The organism is Micromonospora sp. NPDC005087 (assembly GCF_042872965.1).
In the GTDB taxonomy this organism is placed as follows: domain Bacteria; phylum Actinomycetota; class Actinomycetes; order Mycobacteriales; family Micromonosporaceae; genus Micromonospora.
Genome location: NZ_JBIALB010000005.1, coordinates 397,200 through 415,611 on the forward strand (window position 1 = coordinate 397,200; position 18,412 = coordinate 415,611).

The window sequence follows — 18,412 nt, forward strand, 5'->3', positions numbered from 1 at the left end:
GGGGGCGGACGACCGGTCCGTGGACGACGTAGGATCGGGACAGCCCAAGTTACCCGGGAGTAAACATGAGTGACGCGGTCATCGTCGGCGCGGTACGCACTCCGGTCGGGCGGCGCAAGGGCAGCCTCGCCGGCGTCCACCCGGTCGACCTTTCAGCACACGTGCTGCGCGCCCTCGCCGAGCGCACCGGGCTCGACGCCGCACTGGTCGACGACGTCTTCTGGGGCTGCGTGTCCCAGGTCGGTGAGCAGTCCTGGAACATCGCCCGCAACGGCGTGCTCGCCGCCGGGTGGCCCGAGTCCGTGCCCGGCACCACGCTGGACCGGCAGTGCGGCTCCAGCCAGCAGGCGCTGCACTTCGCCGCCGCGACGGTCCTCTCCGGCCAGGCCGATCTGGTGGTCGCCGGCGGGGTGGAGTCGATGACTCGGGTGCCGATGGGCTCCAGTGTGGCCGGCGGCATGCCGTTCAGCGACCAACTGCGGGACCGCTACCGGGGCGTCGAGGGCTTCGCCGACGACGCGGCGCTGCCGTTCAACCAGGGGGTCGGGGCCGAGCTGATCGCCCGGCGGTGGCGCTTCTCGCGTACCCAGCTCGACGAGTTCGCGCTGGCCAGCCACGAGAAGGCGGCCGCCGCGCAGGACGCCGGCGCGTTCGACCCGGAGCTCGCGTCGGTGCCGCTCACCGACGGCGGCAAGTTCGCCGCCGACGAGGGCATCCGCCGGGACACCTCGCTGGAGAAGCTCGGTGAGCTGGCCACCCCGTTCCGCACCGACGGGGTGGTGACCGCCGGGTCCGCGTCCCAGATCTCCGACGGCGCGGCGGCCCTCGCGGTCACCACCGGCGAGTGGGCCAGCCGGCACGGGCTGCGTCCGCTGGCCCGGATCCACACCGCCGTGGTCGCCGCCGACGACCCGGTCACCATGCTCACCGCGCCCATCCCGGCCACCGCGAAGGCGCTGCGCCGCGCGGGGTTGGGCATCGAGGAGATCGGTGTGTACGAGGTGAACGAGGCGTTCGCCCCGGTGCCGCTGGCCTGGCTGGCGGAGACCGAGGCGGACCCGGAGCGGCTCAACCCGCGCGGCGGGGCGATCGCCCTCGGTCATCCGCTCGGCGGCTCCGGTGCCCGGATCATGACCACGATGCTCCAGCACATGCGGGACAACGGGATCCGCTACGGCCTGCAGACCATGTGCGAGGGTGGCGGCATGGCCAACGCCACCATCGTCGAGCTTCTCTGACCTCCACCCGGCTCGTTACGGGAAAAGGCCTCGCCCCGGCCCGGCTCGGCCGCCTAGGGTGCGCACGTGACGACGATCGCCGGTGAGCGCGCCCCCGACTGGTCCGGAGAGCAGTGGCAGGTGCGGGCCCGTTCCTGGGTGGATGCGCAGCTGAGCCGGGCCGGCCGGCGGGTGACCGGGCCCGTGGAGCCGCGGGTGCGGCCGTGGTCGCTGGTGTGGCGGGTGCCCACCGACGGTGGGCCGGTCTGGTTCAAGGCCAACAACCCGGGCACCGTGCACGAGGCCGTCCTGATCGCGGCGCTGGCCGGGCTGGCGCCCGAGCGGGTGCTCGCACCAATCGCGGTGGACCCGGCTCGGGGCTGGTCGCTGCTGCCCGACGGCGGAGAGTCGCTGCGGGACGTGCTGGGCCGCGACGCGGACCTGGCGCACTGGGAGCGGGCGCTGCCCGGTTACGCCGCGCTCCAACTGGCCACCGCGTCACGGGCCGAGGAACTGATCGCCCTCGGCGTGCCGGACCACCGTCCCGAGGTGCTCGCCGGGCTGCTCGCCCAACTGCTCGACGATCGCGAGTCGCTGCGGATCGGCGACGAGGGCGGGCTCAGCCCGGAGACGTACGAGCGGCTGCAGGCCGAGTTGCCGGCGTACGCCGAGCGGTGCCGCCGGCTCGCCGACTTCGGCATCCCGGCCACTGTGCAGCACGACGACCTGCACGACGGCAATGTGTTCGCCGGCCCGACCGGGTACCGCTACTTCGACTGGGGCGACGCCTCGGTGGCGCACCCGTTCGGCACGCTGTTGGTGACCCTTCGCTCCATCCGGTACGCCACCGACCTGGCTGCCGACGACGCCCGGCTGGCCCGGCTGCGCGACGGTTACCTGGAGGCGTGGACCGACCGGTACGACCGTCGGACCCTGGTTGAGGCCGCGGACCTGGCGATGAACCTGGGCGCGGTCAGCCGGTCGCTCTCCTGGCGGCGCGCTCTGGACACGGCCGATCCGGCCCGGGCCGAGTACGCCGACGCGGTCCCCGGCTGGCTCGGCGAGCTGTTCGAGCCCAGCCCGCTCTGACCCACTTCTGACCACGATCCGTACGGGTGGGAAGTCGGACAGGCGGTGCGACGCGCCGCGTGGAACTTCCAAAAAATCGGCGTGACCCACGTCACCTCCGCTGAGGAGGTCGTTGGGCAGGTCATGGACGTCTTCTCCCGAACGTTCCTTCCGGCCGCCGTCGAGGCTGGCCTGGCCGCGCAGACCCTGAACCGGCACATGCCGGTCTTCCGGCGCTGTGTCGGCTCCGGTGACGCCACCATCCTGGTCACCCGCTGCAGCCGTCCGGACCGTCCGGTCACCGGCGACTACCTGCTGCTGCTCACCCACCGTCGGCTGGTGGTGACCCAGCAGACCCGGCTGCTGCACCGGCTGCGCCTGCATCTCAACACCGAGCTGCGCGAGCTGAGCAACGTCACCTGGAGCCCCGACCCGCGGCTGCACTCGGTCGAGCTGGCCGCCACCGCCATCGATGGGATCCGCGAGCGGTTCCTGATCCACACCACGCATCCGAAGCGGGTGTGGCAGCTCGACGCGCTGCTCAACCACGCCTTCCGGACTCGTCTGCGTACCCCCCGGGAGCGGATCGTCGCCACCATCGGCGAGGTGCCGGTCGCTGCGAGGCCCAGCGTGCTGCGACCCGTCGTGGCGCGCTGACGCCCCACCGCTCCACCGCTCGCGGCGGCCTTTCGCCCCGCCTTTACCGAACTCGAACACGCGCTGATCGCACCGAGCGCACCGGGTCGGCAATCATGGGCCGGTGACCGTCGAACCGCCGCACCGCGGGCTCGTCCTCGTGGTCGAGGACGAGCCGGCCATCGCCGACCTGGTCCGGCTCTATCTCACCCGCGACGGGTTCGGGGTCCATCTGGAACGGGACGGCGAGGCCGGCCTGACCGCCGCCCGCCGGCTGCGCCCGGTGGCCTGCGTCCTGGACATCGCCCTGCCCGGGCTGCCCGGCACGGAGATCTGCCGCCGGCTGCGCGAGGGCGGCGACTGGACCCCGGTCATCTTCCTCACCGCCCGGGACGACGAGGTGGACCGGATCGTCGGCCTGGAGTTGGGCGCCGACGACTACGTCACCAAGCCGTTCAGCCCCCGTGAGCTGGTAGCCCGGGTGCGCGCGGTGCTGCGCCGCTCCGCCGGCGGCCCGGAGGGTGCGGACCGGGCCCGTGTCGTCGGTCCGGTGACGCTCGACCCCGCCCGGCGGACGGTCACCGCCGCCGGCGCGCCGGTGCAGCTCACCTCCACCGAGTTCGACCTGCTGGCCCACCTGATGGCCCGGCCCGGGCGGGTCTTCACCCGGGAGGAGTTGTTGGCCGGCGTGTGGGGCTACGCCGCACACGCCGGCACCCGCACCGTCGACGTGCACGTCGCACAGGTGCGGGCGAAGCTTGGCCCGGCCAGCGTGATCCGGACCCACCGCGGCGTGGGGTACGCGGCCGATGCCTGACCGTCCCGGTTGGCAGCAGCCCGCGGCGCGACCGGAGTCGCCGACGATGGCGCTGCCGGTGGTCGGCGCCCAACCCCCGGCCGCGTCCCGGCGCAGCCGATTCGGTCGGACGCTGACCGCCCGGGCGGTGCTGGTCACCTGTGCCGTGGCGCTGGTGTCGGTGCTGGTCACCGCGATCGTCGCGGTCCCGCTGGCGATCCGGGGCGCGGAGCGACGCGATCAGGAGGCGCTCGCCGCGCAGGCCCGACTCGCCGCCGAGGTGCTGCGGACCCGGCTGGACCGGGGTCGTACCGCCGACGAAGAGCGGCTCATCCAGCAACTGCGCGCCCAGGACATCGACGCGTACCTGATCCGGCGGGGGGCGGTCGACCGGCCGGGCCTGCCGCCTCGGGTGGTGCAGCGGATCGAGCAGGGTCGCAACGTGTCGGTCCGTCGCCCGGTCAACGGCAGGCGCGCACTGGTCGAGGGCCGGGCGCTGCCCGGCGGCAACGGGGTGGTCCTCTCCCGCGCCTCGGGGACCGGGCTGTGGCGGCAGGTGCTGCTCAGCCTCTGGTTGCCACTGCTGGCCGGGCTCGCCGCCGGCGTGGTGGCCGGGCTGCTGCTGGCCCGCTGGCTGGCCGGGCCGATTCGTGCCGCGGCCACCGCCGCCGCTCGCCTGCGCGCCGGGGACCGCACCATACGGGTGCCGGTCGAGCCGCCGGACGAGGTCGCAGACCTGGCCGAGGCGCTGAACGGGTTGGCCGCCGCGCTGGCCACCAGCGAGGGCCGGCAGCGGGAGTTCCTGCTCTCCGTCTCGCACGAGCTGAGGACCCCGTTGACCGCGATCCGGGGGTACGCCGAGGCGCTGGCCGACGGGGTGATCGACGCGGACGGCACGGCCAGCACCGGCCGGACGGTGCTGGCCGAGGCCCAGCACCTGGACCGGTTGATCGGCGACCTGCTGGCGCTCGCCCGGCTGGAGGCCGCCGACTTCCCGCTGGAACCGGTGCCGGTGGACCTGGCCCGGCTGGCCGTCGACGCCGAAGCGACCTGGTCCGGCCGGTGTATGGCGGTCGGAGTGCCGTTCCGGGTGGAGACGCCGGGCGGACCGGTGCCGGTGTACACCGATCCGGGGCGGATCCGGCAGGTGGTGGACGGGCTGCTGGAGAACGCGCTGCGGGTCGTACCCCCGGGGGCGCCGGTGGTGCTCGCGGTCCGGGCGGCCGGCGCGGACCCGGCCGCTGGCGGCGTGCTGGAGGTCCGCGACGGCGGGCCCGGCTTCACCGACGACGATCTGGCGGTGGCGTTCGAGCGCGGTGCGCTGCACCAGCGTTACCGGGGGGTGCGCAAGGTGGGCAGCGGGCTGGGGCTGGCACTGGCCGCCGGGCTGGTCCGCCGGCTGGGCGGAGAAATCGTCGCGGGTCACGCGCCGGAGGGCGGCGCCGCGTTCACGGTCCGGCTGCCCGGAGATCCTTACCAGACACGAACATCGGCCTGATGATCCGCTCGTCGTCGCCGGGCAGGCTTAGGGCTCCACGGACGAGAGGGAGAGTCATGCCACGTTGGGGATCTGCGGCAGTCACCACGTCACTGCTCGCGGTGGTCGCGCTCGGCGTCAGCGGCTGCGGCGCGGCCGAGGTGGCCAGCCAACCCGCCCGGGAGGCCGCGGTCGAGGTCGCCGCGGCGATGGGTGTGGAGGGCCAGGCACTGGCCGCCATGGGCTTCGACGCCAACGACCTGGACGTGCAGACCGTCGCCGCGCCGGCCGCCCCGGCACCCGGCGGGTCGGCCACGCCCGGCGCTTCCCCGAGCGCGCAGGAGAAGGCGCGGCAGAAGCGCGGCGAGGAGTGGCGCAAGCGCCGCCAGGCCCGGGTGCTGCTGCGCAGGAACACCCTGCACGGTGAGGCGGTGGTGCAGACGAAGGACGGCGGTACGAAGACGGTCGCCGTGCAGCGCGGCGAGGTGACCGCGATCGACGGCGACTCGATGACCGTGAAGTCCACCGACGGCTTCACCATGACGTGGACCTTCGGTGACGACCTGCGGGTCGTCGAGCGGCGCGCCACCGTGCAGCCGAGCGACGTGAAGGTCGGTACGACGCTCGGCGTCGCCGGCGCGAAGGACGGCGACAAGGGCGTGGCCCGCCTCATCCTCATCCCCCGCGCCAAGTAAGCGCCCAGTGAAAGGAAGCGCCCCTTATTAACGCCAGGCGTTAATAAGGGGCCCTTCCTTTCACTTCGTCAGTAGACGCGGGAGCCGATGAAGTCGTCGTGACCGTAGCCGACCGGGTTGGCGGCGGTCCGGGGCTCGAACGACCACTGCTGCCGGGTGCTGGTGGAGCAGCCGGCGAACCGCAGCCGGGGACTGCCCAGCCACGGGTTGTCGAACGCCACGCAGAGGTTGCTGGCGCCGGCCGGCTTGATCTGGTTGCCGGCGAAGACGAACTGCTGGGCGGGGGTGCCGTTGCAGTCGTAGATGTTGACCGCGGCGCCGGAGGTCAGCGACCCATTCGCGATGTCGAGGCATCGGTCGTGGGACAGCTCCGAGTGCAACGACCGTCGGCCCGGGTCGTACCAGAAGCCCTGGTTACGCCCACCGTGGCAGGCGTACGGCTGCTGGACGGTGCCGTTGCGGGAGTCGTACCCCTTGCCGTCGACACAGGTGCCGGTGGCCAGGTTGCGCAGCTGCTTGAACTCCAGCAACCCCGGGTAGAGCACGCCGCCGCCGGTGCTGGCCGGGTCGACGCAGCTGGCCCGATCCTGCCCCGAGTTCCAGAACTGGGTGATGCACTGGGCGAACATGCCGTGTCCGCGGGCGTTGGGGTGGAACGACTGTCGGGCGGCGTTCTCGTCCCAGATTCCCAACTCGATGTAGAGGCCGCGGACCGAGGTGTTGTCCGTGCACACCTCGTGGCCGTGGAAGAGCCGGCTGGCATCCAGGTAGCGGGTGCCGGTCTGGGTGGCCGCGGCGCGCAGCGCCGACTCGAACATCGGTACGGCCTTGTTCCGGGCGAACGCCGCGTCGGCCAGGTAGAGCAGGCAGCCGCCGGAGTACCAGCCGGGGAAGTTCGGGTTGTCCTCCACGTCCGGGCTGCCCGGGCTCGGGTACGACATGAGCACCAGCTCGTAGTCCGAGCGCAGGTAGCCGGCGTTGGTCATGGTCTGCCGGATGTCGTTGAGCGCGTCGACCACGGCCTGCCGACTGCCGTCGGTGCGGATCGTCCACTGGTCGGTGTAGCGCGGGTAGCAGGGGCCTTGGAAGAAGACCCGGCTGATCGCGCAGTCGGTGGCGACCGGGCCGAACTGGATGGTGCCGTCGCCGTTCGCGCCGACGACGACCCAGATGAGCTTCACGTGCGTGTTACGCGCCTTGATTCCCAGGTAGTCGCCCTGGTTCAGCTCGTTGTGCTGGGTCGGGCCGCCGGCGATCAGGTTCCACGGGGTGGCGCCGGAGCAGGCCAGGTTGTACTGCGCGTCCGAGGGGATGCCGGTGCGGAACAGCGCCTGGTCGTACGAGCGGTCGCACCAGTTGCCGGGTTCGTGGGTGCCGGGGACGTAGTTGCCGACCCCCTCACCGGAGATCTCGCTGTCACCCATGGTGATCAGCGTGGTGCGGCGTTGGTCGATCGGGCGGATCGCCGGGGTGCCGTAGAGGGCGGTCGCCTCGGCGGCCCGGATGGCCTCCAGGTTGGCGGGGAGTGGTTGGACGCTCGGCCGGTCGGCGGCGGTGGCGGGGGCGGCCGGTCCGGCGAGCATCGGCAGGACGAGAGCGGCGACGGCGACGGTGAGAGCCCGTCGTCGGGTCGCGCGTTCGGGCCTGGCGGGGGTAGCAGGCATCGACGCACTCCTTTCGGCTCAATCGCGGGACGTCGATTGAGTTACCAGACGGTAACGTGCTGATCAACGGATGTGAATACGCTTCGGATCCTTGCGCGCGGGATGCAGAACCGCCCGGATCGGACGATCCGGGCGGCGTGGGTGCGGGGTGGGTGGTCCGGGCTCGCTGCGGGCGATGCGGTCCGGCGGTCAGCGGCCGGGCGGCAGCGCGTAACCGACGTAGCCGCGGAACTCCAGTCGCCAGCCGGCCGGGACCAGCTTGGCGCACGCCGGCTGGCTGCCGGTGCAGACGATCGCGTCCACCGAGGTGGGGTCGGCCGGCGGGCGTTCCGGCAGCACCGACTGCAACGCCACCAGGTCCGGCGAGCGTCCGTCCGGCTGCCGCAGCAGCAGCCACCACGGGTACTCCCAGTTGTCGTTCTGCTCCACCAGACCGATCCGGCGTGCACCGCTGCCGTGGACCGCTGCCGCGGCCCAGCGGAACTCGTCGGCCCACTGTGGGCGACGCAGGAACCGGGTGTCCCAGTCCGACGTGGTGAAGACCGATCCGCTGCCGACGAGCCGGCGTGGGAACCCGTACGACAGCGCGAGCACCCCGGCCAGCGCCGAGGTGGCCAGCACGCTGACCGCCGCCACCGTGGCCACCGACCGCCGCCCCCGGTCGGTCCCGGGCCTGTCTGCCGCAGCGCCGAACTGGCGGCGGAAGAGCGCGTCCAGCCACAGCCCGGCCAGCGGCACGGCGAGCACCAGGGCGTAGAGCAGCAGCCGGTTTCCCCACGGTTGCCACTTGATCATCGCGGTGTGCAGCAGCACGGTGGCCAGCACCACCACCGCGTACCCACGCATCGGCCCGGCCTGCCCCGGGTCGATCCGGCGCGGCCGGACGAGCGCGACCGCCACGCCGATCAGCGCCAGTGCTCCGGCGATCGGGTACGCCACCCGGTCCTCGTCCGGGTACCAGGCGGGCTCCGGAAAGACCTCCCGGCCGAAGGTGATCGCCCGGTCCTGCGGGTCGACGCCGATCAGGTCCGCCCCGCCGATGATCGCCTCGGCGCCCACCCGGCGCAGCGGCGCCAGCGGCGTGTCGAACGCGGTGTGCCCGATCCGTAGCGCGTTGACCAGGATCGACGGCGGGTCGTGTCGTTCCATCGGGATCGACTCGCGCAGCCGGGGTGGCCCCAGCGGATGCCCGAACTCGACGGTCACCCGGGCCAGGAACGGACCGACCACCGTGGCCGCGACCAGGAGGATCAGCGCCGAACCGCCGACGGTGCGCGCCACCGCGCCGGTCGGCCGCGGCCGACGCACCCCACCGACCGCCGTCGCGTCGGCCGGTGCCCGGTCGCCGGTCAGGGCCAGCCGGAGCTGGGCCAACCCCCAGAGCACCAGCAGCGGGCCGACAGCGATCAGGCCGCTGGTCTTGGTCACCGCGGTCAGGCCGGTGGCGGCGCCGAGCGCGAGCAGGGTGCCCCAGCCGGTACGGCGGCGCAGCCCGTCCAGCACCAGGGTGGCCGCGCAGGCCACCCACGCCGCGCAGACCAGGTCGGTCTGCGTACTCGTCGCCTGCAGCACCACCATCGGTGTGCTGGCCAGTACGAACGCGGTGATCAACTGGGCCCGCCGGCCGCCGCCGAGTTGCGCGGTGATCCGCGCGGTCACCAGCAGGCAGGCCACCCCGGCCGCCCACTGCACCAGGTTGTGCAGTTGGTCCCCACCGGTGAGCAGGCGCAGGTGCAGCAGCAGATACTCGGCGCCGGGCGGAATGGTCACCTGCCGGTGGATGGCCGTGGCCCAGAAGTCGAGGTCGCCTTGGGCCACCCAGTGCTCGACCTTGGGCAGGTGGTACGTCTGCGAGTCGAAGTTGTTCGGCTCGGCCAGCAGCGCGACCAGCAACTCCAGCAGGACCAGCCCGCCGACCGTGCCGGCGAGCAGGCGCTCGCCCCGACCCGCCGTACGCCAGGTGTCGACCGCCCTGCCGAGCAGGCCGGCGAGAGTCCGATCGACCCGCCGCGGCGCGGGGTCACGCCCGGCTTCACCGCCGTCGGCGGGCGGGGCGGACGTTTCCGGGTCGGTGCCAGCGGCCACGGTGGCACCGACCGCGACCGGCCGGGGTGCCGCGGCGGCCGGCTGCGCGAGCCGGGTCACCTGGCGCCACCGCAGCCCTGCGGCCGTCGCGGCGGCAGTCAGGAAGAGCAGCCAGGCGGCGACGAACGCCGGTCGGGTGAGCGCGTGCAGCGCGCCGAGCAACTCGACGACGAGCACCGCGTACGCGCCGGTGAGCAGGGTGGCGCGCACCACCGCGAGCCGCAGCGGTGCCACCGCGTCGACCCCGCGCGGTCTCGTCGCGACGGTGAGCAGGAGCACCGCGGCGGCAGGAACCGCCGCGAGCAGGGAGCCGGCAGCCGACATGGCGGAGAGTAAACACCATCCGGCTGAATCCGCCACGCTGACTGCCCGGTGGTGACGGCCGGCGTTCGGCCGACCAGCCAGGCTAGGCTATGCCCGACGTATTGTCGCCACCGTGGAGATTTCCGTGAAGCTCTCGATCCTCATGCCGGTCTACAACGAGGAAGAACGCATCGCGGATGCCCTCAAGCAGGCACTGGCGGTGGACTATCCGTGTGAGATCGAGCTGGTCGTGGTCGACGACGGCAGCCGGGACGGCACCGGCGAGATCCTGGGTTGCGCCGACGACGCCCGCCTGCGGGTCATCACCCATCAGCGCAACGCCGGCAAGGGCGCGGCCATCAAGACGGCTGTGGACAGCGCCGAGGGTGACTACATGGTCATCCTCGACGCCGACCTGGAATACGACCCACAGGACATCCCCAAGCTCCTCGACCCGGTGCTCGACGGGCGGGCCACCGTTGTCTACGGCAATCGCACCTTCGGCAGCCACAGCGCCTACAGCTTCTGGTACGTGATGGGCAACAAGGGCGTCACGATGGCGGCGAACGTGCTGTTCAACTCGTACATCGGTGACCTGGAGACCTGCTTCAAGCTGATGCCGGTGGCGCTCTACCGGTCGCTCGACGTGCGCTCGCGCGGCTTCGGCATGGAGGCCGAGGTGACCGGCAAGCTGCTGCGCCGCCGGATCCGGCCGTACGAGGTGCCGATCAGCTACCGGGCGCGTGGCCGGGAAGAGGGCAAGAAGATCACCTGGAAGGACGGCGTCGAGGCGATCTGGATCCTCGGCCGGGAACGCGCCCGCCGCCGTCCCACCACGCCGGCTCGCTGACCGCTCAGCGGCCGGCGGCCAGCAGCGCCCCGGCCAGGAAGGCGTCGACCGAACGGCGCAGGCCGGCGCTGTCGAGCGCGTGCCACCGGGTGTGGTCCTCGGGCGAGCCGTAGCGGCGCAGATCCTTCCTCCCCACCCCTAGGGCCAGTAGCCGATGTGGCCGGTCCACCAGTGCCGCCGACACCACCCGGCTGGACGTGCCGGCCAGGTACGGCTCGACCAGGATCACCTCGGTTCCCGCCAGTGCCCGCAGCCCGGCGGTGTCGAACGGTCGCGGCCGGTGGGTGTAGGCCACGGTGACCGGCAGGTCGGCGACGGCGGCCAGCGCCGCGTCCAGCACCGGTCCGACCGCCACCAGCAGCGGGGCCCCGGGCCCGGCATCACGCACCACCGCGAGCGAGCCGTCGCCGCCGCGTGGCCGGTCGTTCTGCAGTACCGAGAGTCGCAGGTACGCCGAGCCGTCGCCGGCCACCGCGTTCCGCAGCAGCGCGGGCACCTCCCCCGGGTGGCCGGGGACGTGCACCGTCCAGCCGTGCAAGGTGTCGATCAGTGACACGTCCGCCGGGGACAGATGCGTCCGGCCGGATGCAGCGCGGTCGTACGAGCCTCCGACGCCGACCAGCACCGCGGACGCGTCCTGGTGGTCCAGGTCCAACTTGAGCTGCTCGTATGCCCGCTCGACCAGGAACGGCGCGTAGCTGTGCACGATCGGCCGCAGGCCGGTGAGGGCGAGCCCGCCGGCCACTCCGACCATCAGTTGCTCCCGGATGCCGACGTTGAGCACCCGGTCCGGATGCCGCGCGGCGGCCGGGGCGAACGCGGCGGCGGAGATGTCGGCGAGCACCAGCGCGGTGTGCGGATCCTCGGCCAGCAACTCGGTGGTGGTGGCGGTGAAGATGTCGCGCATTGTCACTCCTTCGTCTTGACGACCGCGACGACGACGTGCGGCCGGTCCCGGTGCTGGCTGGTGAGGGCGGTGTGCAGCGCGTCGTGGTCGTGTCCGTCGACGGTGGTGGCGGTCCAGCCGTTCACCGTGAACCGGGCCGCCACGCCACCCGGCCAGCCGTGGGTGGCCGAGTGGTTGTCGACAACCACGGCGGTCAGGCTTCCGAGGCCGGTGGCGCCGGCGTACGCGATCGCCTCGTGGTTCGATCCCTCGTCCAGCTCGGCGTCGCCGAGCAGCACGTACACCCGGGGGGTGAGCTGGCCCTGGGCTCGCAGCCCGAGCGCGGTGCCCACACCAAGGCCGAGACCGTGCCCGAGCGAGCCGGAGCCGATCTCCACTCCCGGCACCAGGGTCCGATCCGGGTGGTCGCCGAGGCGGCTCGCCGGACCGCCCTGGTCGTCGAGCCAGCCGGCGGGGAGGAAGCCCTTGGCGGCGAGCACCGCGTAGTAGCCGGCTACGGCGTGGCCCTTGGAGAGCAGGAACCGGTCCCGCTCGGGGTCGTCGATGGTGCCCGGGGTGATCCGCAGGACGCGGTGGTAGAGCACCCAGAGCACATCGATGGTGGAGTACACGTTGGCGCCGAACTCCCGGCCGGCCCGTAGCCGCTCCAGTGGGCCGGCCACCGGCCCCGGCACCAGCGGCATGGCCGTGTTGGTGGTGATCGTCGTCATGTGGATAGTCTGGGAGTTGAAGGGAACTTCAACTCAAGGACCGGGTGATGCAGGACTCACTGACCATCGGGGAGCTGTCCGCCCGCTCGGGTGTGGCGCCGTCGGCGCTGCGCTACTACGAGCGGCTCGGTCTGATCCGCGCCGACCGTACCGGCGGCAACCAGCGCCGGTACGCCCGCGCCGAGCTGCGCCGGGTCGCCTTCATCCGGATCTCCCAGCAGGTCGGCGTCTCGCTCGACGAGATCCGCGCGGCGCTGGACTCGCTGCCCGAGGCGCGTACGCCCAGCCCGCAGGACTGGGCGCGGCTCTCCGCCAGCTGGCGTGGTCGGCTGGACGAGAAGATCCGGCTGCTCACCAAGCTCCGCGACGACCTGGACGGCTGTATCGGCTGCGGCTGCCTGTCCCTGCAGCGCTGCACGCTCTACAACCCCGGTGACGCCCTCGGCGGGGAGGGGCCTGGCGCCCGCCTGATGCTGCCCCGCCCGGCGGCCGACGCGTCCGCCTGACGCGCACCCCGCCCCGCCCGGTTCCCGGCGTCACCCGACGGTGAGCAGCACCTTGCCAACGTGATCGTTCGACTCGACCAGCCGGTGCGCCTCGGCTGCCTCGGTCATCGGCAGCCGCCGGTCCACCACCGGCCGGATCCTGCCAGCCTCGATCAACGGCCACACCTCGTCCCGTACGCCCTGGACGATCTCCGCCTTCTCGGTGAGCGGCCGGGCGCGCAGGGTCGTCGCCAGAACGCTGGCTCGCTTGGTCAGCAGAGCGCCGAGATCCAGTTCGGCGTTGCGGCCACCCTGTAGCCCGATCACCACCAGCCGGCCACCGGTGGCCAACGCGGCGACGTTGCGGTCCAGGTAGGCCGCACCCATGATGTCGAGGATGACGTCGACGCCGTGGCCGTCGGTGGCTCGCCGGGCCTCCTCGACGAAGTCCTGCTCCCGGTAGTCGATCGTGTGCGCCGCGCCTAGTTCGCGCAGCCTGGAATGCTTGGTCGCGCGAGCGGTCGCCAGGATCGTGGCGCCCAGGGCCGCCCCGAACTGGATCGCGAAGGTGCCGATCCCGCTGCCGCCGCCGTGCACCAGCAGCGTGTCGCCCGAGTTCAGGCGGCCCACCGGGACCAGGTTCGACCAGACGGTGCAGGCCACCTCGGGCAGCGCCGCGGCGTCGACCAGGTCGACGCCGGCCGGCACTGGCAGCAACTGCCCGGCGGGGACCGCGACCCGCTCGGCGTACCCGCCGCCGGTCAGAAGGGCGCAGACCTGCTGGCCGATCGCCCACCCGGTCACCTCCGGACCGATCGCGCTGATCACCCCGGAGCACTCCAGCCCCAGGTATTCGGGTGCGCCGGGCGGCGGAGGGTAGTGCCCCTGCCGCTGCAGCAGGTCCGCGCGGTTGACTCCGGCGGCCCGCACATCCACGATCACCTCGCCCGGGCCGGGCTCGGGATCGGGGACCTCTGCCCAGATCAGCGCGTCGGGTCCACCGGGCTGCGGAATGGTGATGGCTCGCATGGGCTCAGTCTTACCCGATGACACTGCGGGCCGCAGGCGCACCCGATCCCGTCCCGTTGCCCACTGTGGACGATCAGACGTGGTTCCGGCGCCGCGCCACCCCGTCGGGGAGGGACGCCGGGCCGCGCGCCCGGTGCCATGGCAGACTAGGCACGGCCGCGCACCCCCGGGTGGCGGCGGCCCGGGAGGGTTCGCCTAGTGGCCGATGGCGCTGGTCTTGAAAACCGGTAAGGCAGCGATGTCTTCGTGGGTTCGAATCCCACACCCTCCGCCCCCCGGAACAGCTTAAATGCCCCCTGACCAGCGCAAACGCCGGTCAGGGGACGTGTCTGTGGACGGCGAGCGGTCCCGCTCGGGGCGATCCAGCATGATTGTGGGCGTGCGCTACTTGATCTCTCACCCAGACGCGTTGGCCGAGCTTGGCGATCTGGACGTTGCGCTGTACGACGGCACTCGACCCGTGCTCGAGAATCTGGACGACGTCGAGTTCTACGCGGTTCCGTACGGGATCATCGATCCGCGCTTCTGCGAGCCGATCGCCCGGATGCCCCGGCTCAAGGTGGTGCAGACCGTGACCGCCGGTTACGACCATGTCCTGCCGTACCTGCGGCCCGGCCTGACTCTGGCCAACGGCCGGGGCGTGCACGACGCGGCCACCGCCGAGCTGGCCGTGGCGCTCACCCTTGCCGCCCGGCGTCGGCTGCCGGAGTTCGTCCGGGCCGGGGGCGAGGGCCGCTGGGCCTCGGGTTGGTCGACCGGGCTGGCTGACGCCCGGGTGCTGATCGTCGGGTACGGCTCGATCGGCGCCGCGATCGAGCGCCGGCTCGCTGGGTTCGAGGTGGAGATCAGCCGGGTGGCGCGGAGCCCCCGCCCCGGCGTACGGCCAGTTTCCGATCTTCCGGAGATGGTGCCGCAAGCGGATGTCGTCATCCTGGCCACGCCGCTGACCCCGGAGACCGAGGGCCTGGTGAACAAGGAGTTCCTCGCCAGCATGGCCGACGGCGCCCTGCTGGTGAACGTGTCACGGGGGCGGGTGGTGGACACCGATGCGCTGCTCGCCGAGCTCAGCACGGGCCGGCTGCACGCCGCCCTGGACGTCACCGAACCCGAGCCGCTGCCCGCCGACCACCCGCTGTGGTCCGCACCGAACGTCCTGATCAGCCCGCACGTCGGTGGCCTGACCGCCGCGTTGGCGCCCCGGGCCCGCCGGCTGCTGGTCGACCAGGTCCGGCGGTACGCCGCGGGCGAGCCGCTCGCGAACGTCGTCATCGGGCCGTGAGTTCCGGGTCCGACCGGGCACCGGGCCCTCGCCCGCGTCCGGCCGCCGCCTCGTAGCTGACAAGAACGACGAGGAACGCGGTGAGCAGGCCGAGACCGGTCAGGCCGGGCAGATACCGTCCGGCGGGAAGTAACAGCAGTGCCACGCCGGGGGCGAGGAATTGCCCCGGCCGCACGGACCGGACGCTGAAACTCAGGAACGTCGCCCTGCCCGCGAGGTAGAGGGCCGTCCCGCCGAACAGGGCGACGGCCGGGATCCAGTTCACGGCGTCGGTTCTGTGCGACTCGTCATGTGCCAGGCCGGCGAGCACCTGCTCCACCCCCAGCGCCAGGTAGATGGTGCCGGCGATCAGCGGGAAGTGGGCAAGGGTGTAGGCGTTGGCGGCCACCTGATCCCGTCGCAGGCCGAAATTCATGGTCAGCGCCTGCCGTGCGGCCGCCGCGCTATGGGAGTAGAGCCAGTACAGGCAGACCGTGGCGGCGAGCGTGAGGAGCGCGGCCACCAGGACCGGTCCACGGATCATTTCCGCCCCGACCCCGGCGCCCACCGAGATCAGGGACTCGCCGAGCGCGATGATCACCACGAGGCTGTGCCGCTCCGTGAAGTGGCCCGGGCTGCGCACGGGCCATCCGCTCAGCACGGAGGCGACCACCCCGCCGCCCATGTCGATCACGAGCGCTGCCGTCCAGAGCAGGATCTGCGCGGTGCCGCCGAACACGGCACCAACGACCAGTGGGACCCAGGACAGTGGGGTGGTGAGGGCGTACACGCGAATGGTCCGGAGCAGCCGTGGACTGCCCACCGCTGCCCAGTGGTAGAGGACCAGATGGATCACTCGCACCACGATGTAGGCCAGTACCAGGATCAGCCGGGGTCCCAACGCTGACGGTCCGGATTCCCACACGTCGGGGATGACGAGAGCGGCGAGGAAGACGGCTGCCATCCCGACGGTGACGCCGGCACGGATCAGCCCGACATCGATTCGGGCCTGGTTTCCCAACCAGGAGTACACCAGCCAGGAGTTCCACAACAGCAGGAGGACGAGGAAACCCTGCACCAGGGTCACCGGCGCGGGCCGTGCGCTCATGAACTCGGTGACCCGGATGAACCCGAAGACGAACACCAGATCGAAGAAGATCTCGAAAAGGGTCGTACGGTGCGTCTCTGCGGTCACCACCGGCCGTGACCGGAAGATCCGCCCCATCACCTCATCTTCATCGCTCGCCACGCCGCGCTGGCGTCATTCAGGCAACCCGAGCGGCGCGCCGGCGTCCGGTGGCTGGCTTTTCGTCGCGGAGAGACGCGCCAGCGGTTGGTTCCGTACCCCTCGCCGCCGTCACCCCGGTGGGTCCGTGGCCCGCAGGCTCTCCCGGATCGTCTCGTCGGCCAGCCGCTCGATCGCGCGCCGGCGCTCCTCGGCGATGGCCCGCTCGTCCCGGCGGCGCAGCGCGGTGAAGACGGCTGCTACGAAGTCCCGCCAGATCCCGGCCACGAGGTCCCCCTGTGGAGCGTTGGCCCAGACTCAACGGTAGCGCCGTTGACCCGGCACTACCGCTTTCCGGTCGTCGGAGAGGCCGCGAAGGGGTAAGAAGGGGCAGGAATCTCCGCGAAAACCGGAAGGACGCGTCCCGATGACCCTGGAACGACCGATCGCCCCGGACCCGTACGAGCTGCTGCCGACGGTGCCCTCGTTCACGCTGACCAGTGACGACGTGCAGAACGGCGAGCCGATGGATGCCCGGCACGCGCACGGCAGCACGGGGGGTGACAACGTCTCCCCGCAGCTGACCTGGTCGGACTTCCCCGCCGAGACGAAGAGCTTCACCGTGACCTGCTACGACCCCGACGCGCCGACCGGTAGCGGCTTCTGGCACTGGGTGCTGGTGAACGTGCCGCTCGGCGTCACCCAGCTGCCCAGCGGCGCGGGTGGCGCGGCGGGCGCGGATCTCGGTGGAGCGTTCTCGGTCCGCAACGACTACGGCGAGCAGGGCTACGGCGGCGTGGCTCCGCCCCCCGGTGACCGCCCGCACCGGTACGTCTTCGCGGTGCACGCCCTGGACGTCGACCGTCTCGACCTGACCCCCGACGCCAGCCCCGCCTACGTCGGCTTCAACCTCACGTTCCACACCCTCGCCCGAGCGGTGATCCGCCCGACGTACCAAATCAAGGACTAACCGCTCCCCTCCCCCCGCTCCCCCCACCCCCAGACCCGCGCGATCTTGCACTTCCTGCCCGGACATACCCGGCATGAGGGGCATGTCGACGACCGAAAGTGCAAGATCGCGGGGTGGGGTGGGTGGGCGGGGTGGGGCGGGGGTGGGGGTTAGGCGGGGACGCGGGCCACGGCGAAGACGGACTGGCCGAACGGGGGGCGGATGCGCTGTTCGGCGGCCTTGGTGGCGGGGAGGACGATCGTGTCGTACACCTTCACCATCGGGCCCTCCTTCGGCATCAGCCGGAAGACCTTGGTGGCCATGAAGTAGCCGAGCAGCCCCAGCGCGTTGGCGTAGTGGATCTTCTCCACGGTCAGGCCCGCCTCGGTCATCGCCGCTCCGAGCGTCTTCTTCGTGTAGCGGCGGACGTGCCCGGTGGCGATGTCGGCCGGGCTCATGGCGAACTGGAACGCCGGCACGATGATGATCACGGCACCGCCGGGTCGGACCAGGTCACGCATGCTGCGCAGCGCGCCCACGTGGTCCTCGATGTGCTCCAGCACGTTGTACGAGACCGCGGCGCTGTAGTCGCCCCGATCGTTGTGCGGCAGCAGCATCTGCCGGACATCGATGCTCGGCTGGTCGGCGAGGCGCTCCTTGAGCTGCACCAGTCGGTCCGGATCGGCCTCGGTGGCGGTGAACCGGGGCAGCCGCCGCGACCATTCCAGCGCGTAGTCACCGAGACCGCTGCCGATCTCGATCGGGTCGTCACCGAGGTACGGCACCGCCAGTTCGACGAACCAGCGACGGTGGTTGACAGCGGTCGCCAGGCCTTCCAGAACCTCGGACTGGACGCGCTGATCCCCAGTGATTTCTGCCATGCGTCGATTCCTCACGATATGAACTCGACCCGTGCCTGGACCGACAGAGTGAATCATCCGCTCGGATGGCAGAAGAATCGGGGCAGCGGCGTGGCCGAATTGCGGTCGGGGGTGGGCACGTGATCGGCGGTCGGCGAACCCGGCACATAGTACGGCAGTACCCCGAAACATGTCACG

18 protein-coding genes and 1 tRNA gene are annotated in these 18,412 nt (G+C 72.0%); 11 read left to right on the plus strand and 8 right to left on the minus strand.

Translation table 11 applies throughout. From position 1 onward, the window contains the following. Positions 1–65 precede the first annotated feature (65 nt). The 6 genes from ACFYPS_RS15765 to ACFYPS_RS15790 all read left to right on the plus strand — a co-directional run bounded on the left by ACFYPS_RS15765 (position 66) and on the right by ACFYPS_RS15790 (position 5,889). A complete protein-coding gene (locus ACFYPS_RS15765) occupies positions 66–1,238 on the plus strand; it encodes a thiolase family protein (protein WP_387325097.1) in 1,173 nt (390 codons plus the stop codon). A gap of 66 nt (positions 1,239–1,304) precedes the next feature. Then, positions 1,305–2,306 (plus strand): aminoglycoside phosphotransferase family protein, encoded by a 1,002-nt coding sequence (locus ACFYPS_RS15770; protein WP_387325100.1) that lies wholly within the window; start codon positions 1,305–1,307, stop codon positions 2,304–2,306. Positions 2,307–2,429: 123 nt separating this feature from the next. Then, the gene (locus ACFYPS_RS15775; protein WP_387325186.1) at positions 2,430–2,942 is read left to right on the plus strand and encodes a hypothetical protein; all 513 of its coding nucleotides are present in this window, start codon (positions 2,430–2,432) and stop codon (positions 2,940–2,942) included. A gap of 103 nt (positions 2,943–3,045) precedes the next feature. After that, complete coding sequence (locus ACFYPS_RS15780; RefSeq protein WP_354967198.1) at positions 3,046–3,738, plus strand: response regulator transcription factor; 693 nt, start codon at positions 3,046–3,048, stop codon at positions 3,736–3,738. Between the two features lie 46 nt (positions 3,739–3,784). Further along, on the plus strand, positions 3,785–5,215 hold the full coding sequence (locus ACFYPS_RS15785) for a sensor histidine kinase (RefSeq protein ID WP_387325189.1): 1,431 nt from the start codon (positions 3,785–3,787) through the stop codon (positions 5,213–5,215). A 56-nt stretch (positions 5,216–5,271) separates the two neighbouring features. Continuing rightward, complete coding sequence (locus ACFYPS_RS15790) at positions 5,272–5,889, plus strand: hypothetical protein (protein ID WP_354967199.1); 618 nt, start codon at positions 5,272–5,274, stop codon at positions 5,887–5,889. A gap of 68 nt (positions 5,890–5,957) precedes the next feature. Here ACFYPS_RS15790 and ACFYPS_RS15795 read toward each other — a convergent pair whose 3' ends face one another. Next, positions 5,958–7,553, minus strand: coding sequence for a ricin-type beta-trefoil lectin domain protein (locus ACFYPS_RS15795; RefSeq protein WP_387325103.1), 1,596 nt, complete (start codon positions 7,551–7,553; stop codon positions 5,958–5,960). Positions 7,554–7,742: 189 nt separating this feature from the next. Continuing rightward, positions 7,743–9,962, minus strand: a complete 2,220-nt coding sequence (locus ACFYPS_RS15800; RefSeq protein ID WP_387325106.1) for a hypothetical protein — start codon at positions 9,960–9,962, stop codon at positions 7,743–7,745. 124 nt (positions 9,963–10,086) lie between these two features. On the opposite strand from ACFYPS_RS15800, the gene ACFYPS_RS15805 reads away from it, so the two are divergent. Then, positions 10,087–10,791, plus strand: a complete 705-nt coding sequence (locus ACFYPS_RS15805; RefSeq protein ID WP_354967225.1) for a glycosyltransferase family 2 protein — start codon at positions 10,087–10,089, stop codon at positions 10,789–10,791. A gap of 4 nt (positions 10,792–10,795) precedes the next feature. Here ACFYPS_RS15805 and ACFYPS_RS15810 read toward each other — a convergent pair whose 3' ends face one another. Both ACFYPS_RS15810 and ACFYPS_RS15815 read right to left on the minus strand, forming a co-directional pair. Beyond that, positions 10,796–11,698, minus strand: coding sequence for a transketolase family protein (locus tag ACFYPS_RS15810; RefSeq protein ID WP_387325109.1), 903 nt, complete (start codon positions 11,696–11,698; stop codon positions 10,796–10,798). A gap of 2 nt (positions 11,699–11,700) precedes the next feature. Beyond that, positions 11,701–12,408: a transketolase gene (locus ACFYPS_RS15815; protein ID WP_387325112.1), complete on the minus strand. Its 708-nt coding sequence runs from the start codon at positions 12,406–12,408 to the stop codon at positions 11,701–11,703. A gap of 47 nt (positions 12,409–12,455) precedes the next feature. On the opposite strand from ACFYPS_RS15815, the gene soxR reads away from it, so the two are divergent. Beyond that, positions 12,456–12,914 carry a redox-sensitive transcriptional activator SoxR gene (soxR, locus tag ACFYPS_RS15820; protein ID WP_387325115.1) on the plus strand — a complete coding sequence of 153 codons (459 nt, stop codon included), beginning with the start codon at positions 12,456–12,458 and terminating at the stop codon, positions 12,912–12,914. A 30-nt stretch (positions 12,915–12,944) separates the two neighbouring features. Here the strand turns inward: soxR and ACFYPS_RS15825 are convergent, their stop codons facing one another. After that, positions 12,945–13,922 (minus strand): NAD(P)H-quinone oxidoreductase, encoded by a 978-nt coding sequence (locus ACFYPS_RS15825; RefSeq protein ID WP_387325118.1) that lies wholly within the window; start codon positions 13,920–13,922, stop codon positions 12,945–12,947. Positions 13,923–14,106: 184 nt separating this feature from the next. Here ACFYPS_RS15825 and ACFYPS_RS15830 point away from each other — a divergent pair. Both ACFYPS_RS15830 and ACFYPS_RS15835 read left to right on the plus strand, forming a co-directional pair. Further along, positions 14,107–14,193: transfer RNA gene (locus ACFYPS_RS15830), tRNA-Ser, on the plus strand. A gap of 108 nt (positions 14,194–14,301) precedes the next feature. Then, positions 14,302–15,201, plus strand: coding sequence for a 2-hydroxyacid dehydrogenase (locus ACFYPS_RS15835; RefSeq protein ID WP_387325121.1), 900 nt, complete (start codon positions 14,302–14,304; stop codon positions 15,199–15,201). On the opposite strand, the gene ACFYPS_RS15840 is transcribed toward ACFYPS_RS15835, so the two are convergent. Together ACFYPS_RS15840 and ACFYPS_RS15845 are read right to left on the minus strand one after the other, a co-directional pair. Further along, positions 15,188–16,405, minus strand: a complete 1,218-nt coding sequence (locus tag ACFYPS_RS15840; RefSeq protein WP_387325124.1) for a low temperature requirement protein A — start codon at positions 16,403–16,405, stop codon at positions 15,188–15,190. The genes ACFYPS_RS15835 and ACFYPS_RS15840 overlap by 14 nt on opposite strands. Positions 16,406–16,537: 132 nt before the next feature. Beyond that, positions 16,538–16,693, minus strand: a complete 156-nt coding sequence (locus ACFYPS_RS15845) for a hypothetical protein (RefSeq protein WP_387325126.1) — start codon at positions 16,691–16,693, stop codon at positions 16,538–16,540. Between the two features lie 139 nt (positions 16,694–16,832). Here ACFYPS_RS15845 and ACFYPS_RS15850 point away from each other — a divergent pair, with 139 nt between their 5' ends. Beyond that, on the plus strand, positions 16,833–17,375 hold the full coding sequence (locus ACFYPS_RS15850; RefSeq protein ID WP_354967208.1) for a YbhB/YbcL family Raf kinase inhibitor-like protein: 543 nt from the start codon (positions 16,833–16,835) through the stop codon (positions 17,373–17,375). A 149-nt stretch (positions 17,376–17,524) separates the two neighbouring features. On the opposite strand, the gene ACFYPS_RS15855 is transcribed toward ACFYPS_RS15850, so the two are convergent. Then, positions 17,525–18,235 carry a class I SAM-dependent methyltransferase gene (locus ACFYPS_RS15855; protein WP_387325129.1) on the minus strand — a complete coding sequence of 237 codons (711 nt, stop codon included), beginning with the start codon at positions 18,233–18,235 and terminating at the stop codon, positions 17,525–17,527. Between the last annotated feature and the right edge of the window lie 177 nt (positions 18,236–18,412).

What these genes read in the sequence shown, in the direction of transcription:
- ACFYPS_RS15785 (WP_387325189.1), top strand. Translation starts at nt 3,785, where the DNA reads ATGGCGCTGCCGGTGGTCGGCGCCCAACCCCCGGCCGCGTCCCGGCGC.
- ACFYPS_RS15800 (WP_387325106.1), bottom strand. Translation starts at nt 9,962, where the DNA reads ATGTCGGCTGCCGGCTCCCTGCTCGCGGCGGTTCCTGCCGCCGCGGTG.
- ACFYPS_RS15790 (WP_354967199.1), top strand. Translation starts at nt 5,272, where the DNA reads ATGCCACGTTGGGGATCTGCGGCAGTCACCACGTCACTGCTCGCGGTG.
- ACFYPS_RS15825 (WP_387325118.1), bottom strand. Translation starts at nt 13,922, where the DNA reads ATGCGAGCCATCACCATTCCGCAGCCCGGTGGACCCGACGCGCTGATC.
- ACFYPS_RS15850 (WP_354967208.1), top strand. Translation starts at nt 16,833, where the DNA reads ATGACCCTGGAACGACCGATCGCCCCGGACCCGTACGAGCTGCTGCCG.
- ACFYPS_RS15795 (WP_387325103.1), bottom strand. Translation starts at nt 7,553, where the DNA reads ATGCCTGCTACCCCCGCCAGGCCCGAACGCGCGACCCGACGACGGGCT.
- ACFYPS_RS15855 (WP_387325129.1), bottom strand. Translation starts at nt 18,235, where the DNA reads ATGGCAGAAATCACTGGGGATCAGCGCGTCCAGTCCGAGGTTCTGGAA.
- ACFYPS_RS15840 (WP_387325124.1), bottom strand. Translation starts at nt 16,405, where the DNA reads ATGGGGCGGATCTTCCGGTCACGGCCGGTGGTGACCGCAGAGACGCAC.
- ACFYPS_RS15810 (WP_387325109.1), bottom strand. Translation starts at nt 11,698, where the DNA reads ATGCGCGACATCTTCACCGCCACCACCACCGAGTTGCTGGCCGAGGAT.
- ACFYPS_RS15775 (WP_387325186.1), top strand. Translation starts at nt 2,430, where the DNA reads ATGGACGTCTTCTCCCGAACGTTCCTTCCGGCCGCCGTCGAGGCTGGC.
- ACFYPS_RS15815 (WP_387325112.1), bottom strand. Translation starts at nt 12,408, where the DNA reads ATGACGACGATCACCACCAACACGGCCATGCCGCTGGTGCCGGGGCCG.
- soxR (WP_387325115.1), top strand. Translation starts at nt 12,456, where the DNA reads ATGCAGGACTCACTGACCATCGGGGAGCTGTCCGCCCGCTCGGGTGTG.
- ACFYPS_RS15765 (WP_387325097.1), top strand. Translation starts at nt 66, where the DNA reads ATGAGTGACGCGGTCATCGTCGGCGCGGTACGCACTCCGGTCGGGCGG.